This window comes from Rhizobium sp. 62_C5_N11_2 (genome assembly GCF_051811185.1).
Taxonomy (GTDB): domain Bacteria; phylum Pseudomonadota; class Alphaproteobacteria; order Rhizobiales; family Rhizobiaceae; genus Rhizobium; species Rhizobium leguminosarum.
Map to the genome: position 1 here is coordinate 502655 of NZ_JBPWPW010000002.1, position 12454 is coordinate 515108.

The 12454-nt window shown below is 61.1% G+C and carries 11 protein-coding genes; 7 read left to right on the forward strand and 4 right to left on the reverse strand.

Features of this window, described 5'->3' with window-relative positions; translation table 11 throughout:
- Nucleotides 1-20 precede the first annotated feature (20 nt).
- Nucleotides 21-1022, reverse strand: a complete 1002-nt coding sequence (locus tag AB8B31_RS25885) for an LLM class flavin-dependent oxidoreductase (RefSeq protein WP_168326251.1) — start codon at nucleotides 1020-1022, stop codon at nucleotides 21-23.
- Between the two features lie 228 nt (nucleotides 1023-1250).
- Here AB8B31_RS25885 and AB8B31_RS25890 point away from each other — a divergent pair, with 228 nt between their 5' ends.
- Complete coding sequence (locus AB8B31_RS25890) at nucleotides 1251-1877, forward strand: GNAT family N-acetyltransferase (RefSeq protein WP_115156588.1); 627 nt, start codon at nucleotides 1251-1253, stop codon at nucleotides 1875-1877.
- 40 nt (nucleotides 1878-1917) lie between these two features.
- Here AB8B31_RS25890 and AB8B31_RS25895 read toward each other — a convergent pair whose 3' ends face one another.
- A complete protein-coding gene (locus AB8B31_RS25895) occupies nucleotides 1918-2298 on the reverse strand; it encodes a hypothetical protein (protein ID WP_376767663.1) in 381 nt (126 codons plus the stop codon).
- Between the two features lie 143 nt (nucleotides 2299-2441).
- Here AB8B31_RS25895 and AB8B31_RS25900 point away from each other — a divergent pair, with 143 nt between their 5' ends.
- The 6 genes from AB8B31_RS25900 to AB8B31_RS25925 all read left to right on the forward strand — a co-directional run bounded on the left by AB8B31_RS25900 (nucleotide 2442) and on the right by AB8B31_RS25925 (nucleotide 9738).
- Complete coding sequence (locus AB8B31_RS25900) at nucleotides 2442-2903, forward strand: hypothetical protein (protein ID WP_246796860.1); 462 nt, start codon at nucleotides 2442-2444, stop codon at nucleotides 2901-2903.
- Between the two features lie 17 nt (nucleotides 2904-2920).
- Nucleotides 2921-4234, forward strand: a complete 1314-nt coding sequence (locus AB8B31_RS25905) for an LLM class flavin-dependent oxidoreductase (RefSeq protein ID WP_168326250.1) — start codon at nucleotides 2921-2923, stop codon at nucleotides 4232-4234.
- 333 nt (nucleotides 4235-4567) lie between these two features.
- Nucleotides 4568-6208: an ABC transporter substrate-binding protein gene (locus AB8B31_RS25910; RefSeq protein WP_168326249.1), complete on the forward strand. Its 1641-nt coding sequence runs from the start codon at nucleotides 4568-4570 to the stop codon at nucleotides 6206-6208.
- 1 nt (nucleotide 6209) lies between these two features.
- On the forward strand, nucleotides 6210-7139 hold the full coding sequence (locus AB8B31_RS25915) for an ABC transporter permease (protein ID WP_246796850.1): 930 nt from the start codon (nucleotides 6210-6212) through the stop codon (nucleotides 7137-7139).
- Nucleotides 7136-8014 (forward strand): ABC transporter permease, encoded by an 879-nt coding sequence (locus tag AB8B31_RS25920; protein ID WP_115156501.1) that lies wholly within the window; start codon nucleotides 7136-7138, stop codon nucleotides 8012-8014. Before AB8B31_RS25915 ends, AB8B31_RS25920 begins: the two co-directional genes overlap by 4 nt.
- Complete coding sequence (locus AB8B31_RS25925; protein ID WP_439007571.1) at nucleotides 8011-9738, forward strand: dipeptide ABC transporter ATP-binding protein; 1728 nt, start codon at nucleotides 8011-8013, stop codon at nucleotides 9736-9738. Before AB8B31_RS25920 ends, AB8B31_RS25925 begins: the two co-directional genes overlap by 4 nt.
- Nucleotides 9739-9930: 192 nt before the next feature.
- Here the strand turns inward: AB8B31_RS25925 and AB8B31_RS25930 are convergent, their stop codons facing one another.
- Both AB8B31_RS25930 and AB8B31_RS25935 read right to left on the reverse strand, forming a co-directional pair.
- Nucleotides 9931-10962, reverse strand: coding sequence for an isopenicillin N synthase family dioxygenase (locus AB8B31_RS25930; protein WP_168326246.1), 1032 nt, complete (start codon nucleotides 10960-10962; stop codon nucleotides 9931-9933).
- A gap of 219 nt (nucleotides 10963-11181) precedes the next feature.
- Nucleotides 11182-12210 carry an NADP-dependent oxidoreductase gene (locus tag AB8B31_RS25935; protein WP_439007591.1) on the reverse strand — a complete coding sequence of 343 codons (1029 nt, stop codon included), beginning with the start codon at nucleotides 12208-12210 and terminating at the stop codon, nucleotides 11182-11184.
- Between the last annotated feature and the right edge of the window lie 244 nt (nucleotides 12211-12454).

The following is a 12454-nucleotide window of genomic DNA, read 5'->3' on the forward strand; positions in this document are numbered from 1 at the left end:
CCAATTTTGTTGTCCGATGGTCAGGCAGCGATGGCTGTGCGCCCATCGGCCAGGAGTTCGATCGTTTTCAGGCGCTGCGCGCCATCCGACAGCGGGCAGTCGATGATGAATTCGTCGACGCCATAGGTTTCGTGCAGTTGCTGCAGTTCGACGTGGACCTTCGACGGTGTGCCGCGAATGAGGCGCGGGCTTCGCTCCTCGATCTGGTATTGCGTCTTGCCCGACTGGCGCACATATTCGAGCGCCTGCTCTTCGCTGCCGACATTTACCGCCTGGGCGCCTTCGACCTCGACCCGGAACCGGCGCGTCTCACCGCCGAGGCTTTCGGCACGCGAATTCGTTTCCGCGGTGATGACGCTGACGGCCAACAGCGCTGACGTACCGCCTGCGGTCCGGTAAGCCGACAATGCTTCGGTGATCGCAGTGGCATCACCGTGGATATGGGCCGCATAGACGAAGCTCCATCCGAGGCTGGCCGCTAATGTTGCGCTCTGCGCGCTTGCGCCGAGCAGAAAACGACCGGGCGGCTGATCCGGCACGGGAAAGGCGAGAGGACTTTCAGTCTGTGATTGGCCGACGTCTCCGTGGCTGAGGAAACCGTCCAGTTCGGCCAGTTGCGCGGCGAAGGACGGTTTGCGTTCCGGGTCGTAGGCCTGCTGCAGGGCGCGTGTCGACAGCGGCAGGCCGCCGGGTGCCTTGCCGACGCCGAGATCGACCCGGCCCGGCGCGAGAGCGGAAAGCAGGTTGAAATTTTCTGCAACCTTGTAGGCACTGTAATGCTGCAGCATGACGCCGCCGGAGCCGATGTGGATGCGGCTTGTGCGGGCGAGAAGGAAGGCGATCAACACCTCCGGCGACGAGCTTGCGAGGTTGGGCGAGTTATGATGCTCCGCGACCCAAAACCGCCGATAGCCCAGATCCTCGGCCCTTTTGACCAGATTCAAACTGCGCTGCAGCGCCGCCGTTGCCCCTTCCGGGCCGTGGATTGGACTTTTATCGAGAAAGCTGAGGGCGTATGACATATCTGCTCCGACCCGACCGGTCGATTAAAACATGTAATCTATATTTTTAGTGAACTATTAAATCGAGCAATGATCTTTTAATATTCGGCGGCAAACGCAACAATCATGCCGTGCAAACCGATCCGCCGATCAGGCATGCTGACGATGTTAGGTGCGCCGGATGAGCTTCAGGGCATTTTCTTGAAACCGCATCCGGAACGCGGTCAGACCTTCATCGGAGGCGTGTTCATGACTGATATAGTTGTCCGATCGTCACTGCTGGAGCCTGCGGCCCAGCCCCTGATCGACGGCTTGGTCAGCGAATATGACGGGAGATATGGAGCAGCGAGCCGCCCCGGCGGGGCGCGCGCGGAAATCTTCCGTTACCCCGTTTCGCTGTTTTCCCATCCGCTGGGCGATTTCTTGCTGCTGCAGCGGGATGGCGAAACCGTTGCCGGCGGCGCCTTCATGAGCCATGACGATGAGACTGCCGAAATGAAGCGGATCTGGACACATCCGAATTTGCGGCGTCAGGGACTGGCCCGCGCTATTGTTCTGGCGCTGGAGGAAAGCGCTGCCCAGCTTGGTTACACCAGATCCTATCTTTCGACCGGGTTCCGCCAGCCCGAAGCAGTCGCCCTTTATCTGTCGCTCGGCTACCGCCCGCTCTTCGATACGTCAGCCGATCCCTCGCTCTATCGTTCCCTGCCTTTCGAAAAGCATATCGGTCAAAAGGCCGGGCAGGTGGGGACAACACCGATCTACCCGCCCGCAGCCTCGTTCGAAGAGGCGACTGCGCGGGTCACGGCGCTGAAAACAGGACAGGAAGCGAAGATCAGGGACCGGCTGTCGAGCCACGACGCCTCCGCCGCATGACGATGCGCCTTGCGACCCGCACGGATGACCATTCACCATTTCAACGGAACAGATCATGACGCTTCCAAATGGACTTCAAGTCGGCATCGGCGTTGATGCCGCCGCATACCCGCAGGGCAGCCACATCTTCCAGCGCGACTTTTGGCGAACCTTGATTTCTCGTCTCGACGACGTGGTCGAATTCATCACTTTGGAGGACAGTTTCGCCGCAGCCGGCGGCGACGGACTGGATGCCATTCTGCTTGCCAACTGGCTGGCGCCGCGCAGCCGCAAAATCGGTATCCTCGCCGGCGCTCCAATCAACTATCTGGAGCCTTTCCACGTTTCGACCGCAGTCGCGACCCTGGACTATGTGAGCGAGGGCCGGGCCGGTCTTTTCGCCCAGCAGCTTCGCGGCAATCGTGTTCTGCAGGCAGAGCAAGCGATCGGCGCACTTAGCGGTTTTCCGACGACAGACGGGCCGGCGCTGGAACAGGATGCAAGGACGGGATCGATGTCATCCGCCGCCTGTGGGACAGCTGGGAGGAAGACGCCATCATCCGCGACCGGGAGAGCTTTCGCTTTTTGGACGGCGCCAAACTTCACTACATCAATTTCCAGAGCGCGGGGTTTAAAGTCCTCGGACCGTCGATCACACCGCGTCCGCCGCAGGGCCAGCCGGTCGTGGCCGCCGTCCAGATCGAGGGCGACGACGCATCGGCTACGGCCGATGTCGTCTTCATCGGCTCCGATCTGCGCGGTCTTCCAGATGGCCCGAAAGCACAAGCCTTCTTTGTCGATCTCGACATCGATGCTGCAGCGGCTTCCGTCACCGACTTCGTCGCTGAGGTCGGCCGGATTGCGACCTCCGGCGCCAATGGCGTCCGTGTGATCGTGCGCGATCCGAAAAGGCAACTCGATCACCTCGTCAATGAGCTCCTTCCGGCGCTAGAAGGCGCGTCGCTCTTGCGAAAGCCGGGAAGCGGGACGCTTCGAGAGCGCTTCGGCCTGCCCGCCGCCGTCAATCGCTACACCTCTGCTGCATGAGCGGAAAGGACCATCCCATGACCAAAAAGCAGGTTATCCTGGGAGCCCAGTTTCCCGGCGTCAACAACTTCACAGTCTGGAGCGATCCGGCGGCCGGAAGCCAGATCGAGTTTTCGTCGTTCCGGCATTTTGCCGAAACCGTGGAGCGCGGAAAATTTGACTTCATCTTTCTGGCGGAGGGTCTGCGGGTCCGCGAGCAGGGTGGCCGCTTCCACGAGCTTGACGTCGCCGGTCGCCCCAATACGCTGGCGATTTTGACGGCGCTTGCATCGATCACCGATCATGTCGGGCTGATCGGCACCCTGACCACGACCTTCAACGAACCCTATCCGCTCGCACGGCAACTGGCGACGCTCGATATTCTGTCCGGCGGACGCGCCGGCTGGAATGTCGTGACCTCGCCGGGCGCATTTACCGGCGCGAATTTCCGTCGCGGCGATCACCTGCCGCACCAGGAGCGCTACGAACGTGCCCGCGAATTCATCGAAGCCGCACGCCAGCTGTGGACCGATGGTGATTTCGCTGCTAGTTCCAGACATTTCAACATTGCCGGGCAATCCGCATTGTCTTCCCTTCCGCAAGGCGCTCCGGTGATCGCGCAGGCGGGAGATTCCGACCAGGGGCGGGAGCTTGCTGCCAGCCATGCCGACCTGATCTATTCCCGCCACGGCTCGCTCGAAGCCGGGCAGGCCTTTTATGCCGATGTGAAGCGTCGTCTGACGAAATACGGCCGAAGCCCGGATGCGCTGAAGATCCTGCCCGGCGCCAATTTCGTGATCGGCGACACGCAGGCGGATGCCCAGGAGAAGCTGAGAGCAATCCGTCTTCAGCAGGTCAGCCCAAGGAATGCGATCGTGTTTCTGGAGCAGGTCTGGAACCGGGATCTTTCGAACTACGATCCGGACGGACCTTTGCCGGATATCGAGCCGGATATTTCCGAGACGCGGTTGGCACAAGGACGCGCCAACAATCAGGACGTCGCCGGCAGGCTGGAAATGGCGCGTTCATGGCGTGAGCTGGCCGAGCGCGACAAGCTCAGTATTCGCCAGTTGATCATTCGCGTCACCGGCCGCCAGCATTTCGTCGGCACGCCGGACGAGATCGCAACCGAGATCAACCGCTATGTGCAGGCAAAGGCTGCCGACGGGTTTGTCTTCGCACCGCACCTGACGCCTGGCGGCTTCGACGAATTCGTCGAACGGGTCGTGCCGATCCTCCAGGAAAGAGGGGTCTACCTGACCGACTACGTGGAGGGCACGCTGCGTTCCAACCTTGGGCTGCCGGATCGGGCTGTGCAATATTCAACGCCGAATCTTGCCGCCGCCGTTTAGGGCCTTGGCCCTTGTCTCACGTTCCAGCGGGCGCCAATGAGCAAGCAAGGACGCATGCGCCGACGAGGTGACGACTGTGACGATTTCAATCGCCGCTCAAACCGACGGCCTTCGTTTCACATTTTGACCACGGCGTCGGTGAAGAAGCCGCTTTTCCAGTGGCCGTTGACAAGATTTTTGCGGAACGGATTTTTTCATCCGCAGGCTCAAATGGACCAGAATGCCTTTAGTCTATAAATTTTATAGACAATAAATGCTAACGCGCTGATTGTTCATCGACGCATGAACAGCCGCCGGGCCAGACCTGAAGCATCACCAACTCCGGGACTAGATATGACCGTAAAGACTTTCAGACCATTTCCGAGGCGACATCCCATTGCCTTTGCGCTGACATTTCCCCTTCTGGCATTTTCCCTTCTGGCATTTGCAGGCCCACAGGCGCATGCGGCCGAGAGCGCAAAGCCGGTGGAAGGCGGCACGTTGACCGTCGGGCTCGCCACGGACACGGCGATCATAGATCCTTCGATTACCGGCAGCTCGATCACCGCCGTCATCACTCGAAACCTCGTCGATTCCCTCGTCGGGCAAGCCGAGGACAATAGTTTTACGCCGTGGCTGGCCGAGCGCTGGGAGATCAACGGCGACAACACGGTCTATACGTTTCATCTCAAGCAGGGCGTGACCTTCAGCGACGGCACGCCTCTCGATGCCGCCGCGGTCAAGTACAATTTCGAGCGGATCCTGGATCCGAAGACGACGTCGAGCTACGCAAAATCGTTGCTCGGTCCGATCGACAAGATCGAGGCGATCGATGCCGGCACGCTCATTATTCACTACAAGAAGCCTTTCGCGCCGTTGCTTCAGGGGCTGAGCCTGCCTTATCTCGGAATCCAGTCACCGACCTATCTGCAGAAGGCGACGAGCACGACCAATACCGTCGTCGGCTCCGGTCCCTATATTCTCGAAAGCTTCGTCAAAGGCAGCGGCAGCAAACTCACGCGCCGCGCCGACTACAATTGGGGACCGGGTTATGCCAAACATGCCGGCCCGGCCCATTTCAACGGGATCGACTTCAAATATCTGCCGGAATCATCGGTCCGCCTCGGTGCCCTGGCAAGCGGCCAGGTTCAGGCGATCGACGAAGTACCGCCTGCCAATTACCGCTCCGTGCAGGGCGATGAGAAGCTCCAGGTCGTGACCAGGGAGAATCCCGGCGTCAACACTTCCTATTTCCTCAACACCTCCAAGGAACCTTTCCAGGACGCCAAGGTCCGCCAAGCCTTCCAGAGCGCCGTGAACGGGGCGGCGGCAGTAAAGGCAGCCTATCTCGGCACGCTCAAGCCGGCCGACAATATTCTTGGGCCGTCGACGCTCTATTACGATGGCGGTGTGGCCGGCGCATGGGGCTTCGATCTCGCCAAGGCGAACAAGCTGCTCGACGAGGCCGGTTGGACGAAAAAGGATGCCGAGGGATTTCGCACGAAGGAAGGCCGCCGCCTGACCGTGCATTATGTCTATGACAGCGCGTCCGTCGGCGCATCGAACGTGACGCTTGCGCAAGCGGTGCAATATCAGGTCCGCCAGGCCGGCTTCGATTTCCAGCTCGATCCGGTCGACGCCGGCGGCTACACCGCCCGGGCCAACAGCAACGACTACGATCTGGTCTCCTTCTACTATGTGCGTGCGGAGCCGGACATACTGCGCACCGTGTTCCATTCGACCTATATGCCGCCGAACGGATCCGATTACGTCCGCGTCAACAGCCTCGATGAGAAACTGAGCAAGGCCATCGGGGAAAGCGATGCGGAACGGAAGCGGCTCTATGGCGAGATCCAGTCGGAAATCGTCGGACAGGCCTATGCGGTGCCGCTCTTTGTGGCAGCATACCAGCTCGGGGCGTCGAAGAAGCTTCACGGCCTCAGCTGGGCAACAAACGCAAAGCCGCTTTTCTATGATGCCTGGCTCGAGCCGTAATATGATCCGGGCCGGGCTGAAGCGGCTCGGTGTTGTCGTTGCGGTGCTCTGGGGCGCGGCAACGATTGCCTTTGTTGCCGTAAAGCTCATTCCCGGCGATCCCGTCTCGGTGCTGTCGGGCGGCGAGAATGTGGTCGATGCGGCTGAGCGCGCCGTGCTGACACAACAATACGGACTGGATCAGCCGCTCTACGTGCAATATGCGCGCTACGTGCTCAACGCACTGACCGGCGATTTCGGTGAAAGCTACCAATATCGCCAGCCGGTTACGGAGCTCATCTACGAGGCGGCGGGGCCGACATTGCAGCTCGCCGGCACTGCGATTTTTATCGCCTTGATCCTGTCGTTGAGTATTGCTCTGGCGACCGCCGGGCGGCGCAGGGGGATCGCTATTGCCGTCTCCGGAATCGAGCTGGTCCTGCTCAGTACGCCCGTCTACTGGATCGGCATCGTGCTGCTGTCGGTCTTCAGTTTTCGGCTGCAATGGTTTCCGGTGACCGGCAATGCCGGATTTTCCGCGCTGGTCCTGCCGGCCACTGCGCTCAGCCTGCCGCTGGCGGCGCTGCTGACCCAGGTGCTGCGGGACGGACTGGAGGAGGCGCTGCTTCAGCCCTTTTCGCTGACGGTTCGCACGCGTGGCGTCGGCGAGACGGCGCTCCGGTTACGGCACGGCCTGCGCCATGCGGCTCTTGCCGCTTCGACTTTGACGGGAACGCTGTTTGCAAGCACGCTCGGCGGCTCGATCCTCACCGAGACCGTGTTCGGCCGCTCGGGCATCGGGCAGATTACCCTTCAAGCCATCAAGACCCGCGACATGCCGCTCGTCCTTGGGCTGGTGATGCTGTCCGCCTTCGTCTTCGTCATCATCAACCTTCTGGTCGATGCGCTCTATCTGCTGATCGATCCGCGCCTGCGAAGGAGTGCAGCATGAGCAGTACGGAATTGTTCGATACGGTGCTGCGAGGCCGCACGGCTGCCGGTTCTCGTCGCAGGCATCCCTGGCTCGCGCCGGGGCTGCTGCTGCCCCTTGCCGCGGTCATCGTCCTCGCCTTCGCCGTCTGGATGCCGCAATGGTTTACGGCGTTCGATCCGGACGCGATCGACACCAATGCCATCTTGGAAGCGCCAAGCGGCATTCACTGGTTTGGAACCGATGAACTGGGACGCGATCTCTTTTCTCGCATCGTCTACGGAACATCGCAGTCGCTGACGATCGGGATCGGGGCCACGGTGATCGCCTGTTTCGGCGGCGTCATTCTGGGGACGGCTGCAGCCCTGTCGCCGAAGCCGATAAGCCGGCTTCTGATCCGCGTGATCGACATTCTTCTGGCGTTTCCGGAAATTCTGCTGGCGCTGCTGGTGATCGCCGTGCTCGGGCGCGGCCCCCTCAACACCCTGCTGGCCGTCGGCCTGTCCTCGATCGCCGGTTACGCCCGCCTGATCCGCTCGCAAGTCTTGCAGGTCAAGCTTTCCGGCTATGTCGAGCATGCCGTGGCGCTTGGTGAACATCCCTGGACGATCATTATCGAGCATATCGTGCCGAATGCCGTCCGGCCGCTGGTCATCCTCGCGACGATCGGCGTTGGCGCCTCGGTGCTGACCGCCTCGGCCCTGAGTTTTCTCGGCCTTGGTGTCGTACCGCCTGCCGCCGAATGGGGAGCGCTCTTGGCGAACGGCCGCAATTTCATCGATATTGCCCCCTGGACAAGTCTGCTGCCGGCCACCGTGGTCGCGGTCTCGGTGATTTCGATCACCCTTGTCGCCAGGCGATTGCAGACGCTTCTGGCACGGGGTGATGCCCGATGAACATACGACCCGGTCCGAGCCCGCCCGCCTTCGCCTCGTCCGGCCCACCGCTGCTCGAGATCGACGGGCTGCATGTCGCCTTCGATACGCCACAGGGCGTCGTCGAGGCTGTTTCGGATCTTTCCTTGCGGATCGCGCCGGGCGAGATCCTCGCGCTTGTCGGCGAATCCGGATCGGGAAAATCGGTGACGGCGCGCGCGCTGGTCGGCCTTGCTGGTGCACATGCGCATGTCCAGGCCCGCAGAATGGTGCTGGAGGGACATGATGGCCGGCCGCTGGATCTGCTGCGGCAGTCGCAGAAGGCCTGGCGGGAGATCCGCGGGCGCGAGATCGGTTTCGTGCTGCAAGACGCCCTGGTTTCCCTTGACCCGCTGCGTATGGTCGGGCGCGAGATTGCCGAGCCGTTGCTCGCGCATCGGCTCGTGGCGCGATCGCAGGTGGCCGCGCGCGTTGGTGAACTGCTGACACGCGTCGGCGTTGCCGAGCCGGAGATCCGCGCTGCCCAATATCCGCATGAGCTTTCCGGAGGGCTCCGGCAGCGGGCCCTCATCGCATCGGCGCTCGCGGGCGAGCCGCGTTTGCTGATCGCCGACGAACCGACCACGGCGCTCGACGCGACCGTCCAACAGCAGGTTCTATCGCTCTTCAAGGGTCTCGCGAGTGCCGGCTTCGGCGTTCTTCTGATCACCCATGATCTCGCCGTTGCGGCGCAACTGGCTGACCGCGTCGCGGTTATGCAGAATGGCCGTCTCGTTGAATCCGGCCCGGTGCAAGACGTGCTGTCCGCTCCCCAGCACGCCTATACCCGCCGCCTGCTGGCTGCGGTCCCGACCGGCGCCACGCGCGGCCGGCGCCTAAGCGCGCCCGATGCCGCACCAACCTATAACCGCACCCCGGTGGACGGAGAGCCTCTGCTGCAGGTCCGCAATGCCTCTGTCAGTTTCAAGCGCCCCGATGGAAGCCTCCTGGAAGCGGTCAGGAACGTGTCACTAAAGATTGGTCCCGGAGAAACGCTGGGCATTGTCGGCGAATCCGGCTCCGGCAAGACGACGCTCGGCAAGATCGCCCTGGCGCTGCGTAGGCCGGATAGCGGCGACGTGCTTTTCGACGGGCGCCCCTGGAGTGCGCTGACCGAAGCCGCCCGCCGGCCGGTACGAGCCGGCATCCAGACGATCAGTCAGGATCCTTTGGGTTCATTTGATCCACGCTTTACCGTCGAGCGCATCATAGAGCAGCCGCTATGGCTGCTCGGCAGCCTCGACAAGGCGGCACGCCGGCGGAAGGTGGCGGAGCTGATCGAGATGGTCGGCCTCGCGCCGGAATTGCTCGCCCGCCGCCCGACCGCGCTTTCCGGCGGGCAGCGCCAACGTGTCTCCATTGCCCAGGCCCTGGCAGCACAACCGAAGCTTTTGATCTGCGACGAGCCGGTTTCCGCGCTGGATGTGACAACGCAGGCGCAGGTATTGGATCTGCTGGCCGATCTTCAGCAGCGGCTGGCGCTTTCAATGATGTTCATCTCGCATGATCTGGGTGTCGTGCAGCATATGAGCCACCGGATCGCCGTCATGAAGGATGGGGTGATCGTCGAAAGCGGATCGGTGGAGCAGGTGTTCAACCATCCGCAGCACCCCTATACCCGCTCGCTGATCGCTTCCGTCCCGAATTTGGCGGCGCATCAGGCGCATTTCCGGGCTCCTCAAACCGAAGGCAAGTTCGCCGAATAGCAGTTCAGTTTGCCGAGAATGCCGCACCCTGGTCCTGATGGACGACGATATTCCTTCCAAAGGGATTGAGCGCGACGAGGCCGAACATGGCCGCAAGCAGGATCACGGTTATGATCGAAGACATGCTCAGTTTCATGGGCGGCCCCGCGCCAGATGTGTCGATCCCGGCGTCCTTTGGTGAACGCAGGGTGGTCAATTCTGTCTTGCTTGCCCGTCCAAAAGGTCCGCGTGATGCTCCCGCGCCACGTCAGGATGCGAGCGCAGGCGCGATTTCAGCACGTTTCGGCCCACCTCGCGGAACAAAGGATTGAGCGGATCCTGCGTCACGCCCCGCACCTCTGCAAGAAGCGCCGGCGGTAAATCGAGAACAGGGATGGTCGCAGCCAGGTTCGCGCCGAGGAAGAACGGAATGGATAGCCTGTCACCGCCGGCCGGCGGGGTGACGACGCGATGGATATTGGCCTTGAGGTAACCGTTGGAGGCGAGTTCCAGCAGCTCGCCGACATTGACGACAAAGGTGCCGCGGATGGGCAGCGCGTCGATCCAGCCGGCTTCGCCGTCATCGACCTGCAGGCCGCCGATGACGTCCTGCAACAGGATGGTGACGAAGCCGCCATCCTTGTGGGCGCCCACGCCCTGGTCGCTTTGCGTTTGATCGCGACCGGGATACCGCACGATCTTCAGAAGCTGGTTCGGACCATTGGCATAGATCGGCGCGAAGACATCCGGGCTCTGGCCAAGCGCCTCGGAAAATGCCTGGAGGACCTTGAGGCCCACACCGGTCACCTCTTCGATCCATTCGAGCACGGCTGCGCGCATTTGCGGAAGCGCCGAGGGGAATTGGTTCGGGCCAAACAGTCGCTTCCATGGAGGATCGCCCGGGCCGATCTCCAGCCTCTGGCGCTCGGGACCAAAATCAACCTGCTCACGCCAATCCTGCTTGCCGCGCGTATATTCGAAGCCAGCCCTGTTATAGCCGCGAAAATGCGGCGACTTGCGCATCTCGATTTCCAGCTTCTGCTCTTCCGGCAACGAGAAGAAGCGGCGCGCGAGTTCGGTCAGATCGTCAATCCGTCGCTGCGGAATACCGTGTCCGGTGAGATAGAAAAATCCGAGCGTCCGGCTGACGTCGCGAAGCTCCGCGAGCGCCTGCTCTCGTTCCGGATGAGCGGATGCAAAACGCCCGAGGTCGAGTATCGGAAGCGTCCTTGTTGCAGCGGCCACGGCATTATCCTTCTTGATGAAATTATTACGCCGGAAATGGTGAGCTCAGATCTTGAAGATGGGCATCCGCCTTACCCTTGCGGACAATTCCGCAGTCGTCATCTTCTTCCTAGAGCGTACGTGCTCCCGCATCAGCTTCTCCGGGATTCGCTTTTTTTGTTCTGTCCCGGCAGCGAGCAAAAAGAACTGCGCCAGCAATAGATAACGCCAAGGCTATGTTCAGGGCGCGACACGCACGATCAGCTTTCCGAAATTTTTCCCTTCCAGAAGGCCAAGGAATGCGTCCGGAGCGTTTTCAAGTCCGTCGACGATATCTTCTTTGTACTTGAGCCGCCCTTCAGAGATCCACGCTCCGGCCTGATGATAGAAGTCAGGACGCTGGTCGGCAAATTCGCGCTGTATGAAGCCTCGTATGGTGAGGCTTTTCCGCAGGATGGCACGCATCACCGCAGGAAGCTGATCATGTCCACTCAAGACAGAGGACCCTTCGTTGTAATGCGCGATGAGCCCGCAGACCGGTATGCGCGCGAAGTCGTTCAGCAATGGAAACACCGCGCTCCAGACGTGGCCACCAACATTCTCGAAATAGATATCGATTCCGTTCGGACAGGCGGCTGCAAGTTGTGCCGGAAATTCGCTCGAATGATGGTCTATCGCGACATCGAAGCCGAGCTCCTGGCGTAAGTGGTCACATTTCTTGGACCCGCCTGCAATTCCGACAACACGCGCACCGTAAATCTTTGCCATCTGCCCAACTGCCGAGCCAACCGCGCCGCTCGCTGCTGCGACCACAAGTGTTTCCCCGGCTTTGGGTTTGCCGATATTGCGAAGGCCGGCATAGGCCGTGAAGCCGGGCATTCCAAGAATGCCGAGCGCTGTCGTGATCGGTGCGGTTTGCGGATCTAGCTTCTGCAAGCCCCTACCATCTGAAATCGCATAGCTCTGCCAGCCGGAATGCGAGAGGACGATATCCCCCGCCTTGAACGCCGTGTTGCGGCTGCGCGCGACCTGCGCAACCGTGCCCCCTTCCATCACACCGCCGATTTCGACCGGCTTGGCATAGGACTTGGCATCGTCCATGCGGCCCCGCATGTAGGGATCAAGGGAAAGATAAAGCGTCTGGAGAAGAATCTCGCCCTCGGCGAGATCCCGAACCGTCTCCTGCTCGAGCCGGAAATTCGCAGCCACCGGCTTTCCGGATGGGCGCGATGCAAGGACGATGCGGGTGGTAACGGGTTGACTAGCCATGGGTGTTCTTCTCTTCGGATTTTTCCTTGGTGTCTCAGGAATTTGCTTCAAGCAAACTGAGCGCTCGCCATCTGGGTTCTACCGGAGCACCGCTTGTCGCCGTACCACGGGCGCATTTTGAATGGCCGCATGATTTTATCCTTCAACCGATACCAATTTAAGGAATTATGCAGCAACCGACCTCCGACGGTTCCCCACACGAAACGAAGTCGAGAACACGTGCTGACGCATGACTATACGGTCA

Bases quoted from the DNA above. Each gene is read 5' to 3' on its own strand.
- AB8B31_RS25885 (WP_168326251.1), bottom strand. From the start codon at position 1,022: ATGTCATACGCCCTCAGCTTTCTCGATAAAAGTCCAATCCACGGCCCG.
- AB8B31_RS25910 (WP_168326249.1), top strand. From the start codon at position 4,568: ATGACCGTAAAGACTTTCAGACCATTTCCGAGGCGACATCCCATTGCC.
- AB8B31_RS25920 (WP_115156501.1), top strand. From the start codon at position 7,136: ATGAGCAGTACGGAATTGTTCGATACGGTGCTGCGAGGCCGCACGGCT.
- AB8B31_RS25925 (WP_439007571.1), top strand. From the start codon at position 8,011: ATGAACATACGACCCGGTCCGAGCCCGCCCGCCTTCGCCTCGTCCGGC.
- AB8B31_RS25905 (WP_168326250.1), top strand. From the start codon at position 2,921: ATGACCAAAAAGCAGGTTATCCTGGGAGCCCAGTTTCCCGGCGTCAAC.
- AB8B31_RS25890 (WP_115156588.1), top strand. From the start codon at position 1,251: ATGACTGATATAGTTGTCCGATCGTCACTGCTGGAGCCTGCGGCCCAG.
- AB8B31_RS25915 (WP_246796850.1), top strand. From the start codon at position 6,210: ATGATCCGGGCCGGGCTGAAGCGGCTCGGTGTTGTCGTTGCGGTGCTC.
- AB8B31_RS25935 (WP_439007591.1), bottom strand. From the start codon at position 12,210: ATGGCTAGTCAACCCGTTACCACCCGCATCGTCCTTGCATCGCGCCCA.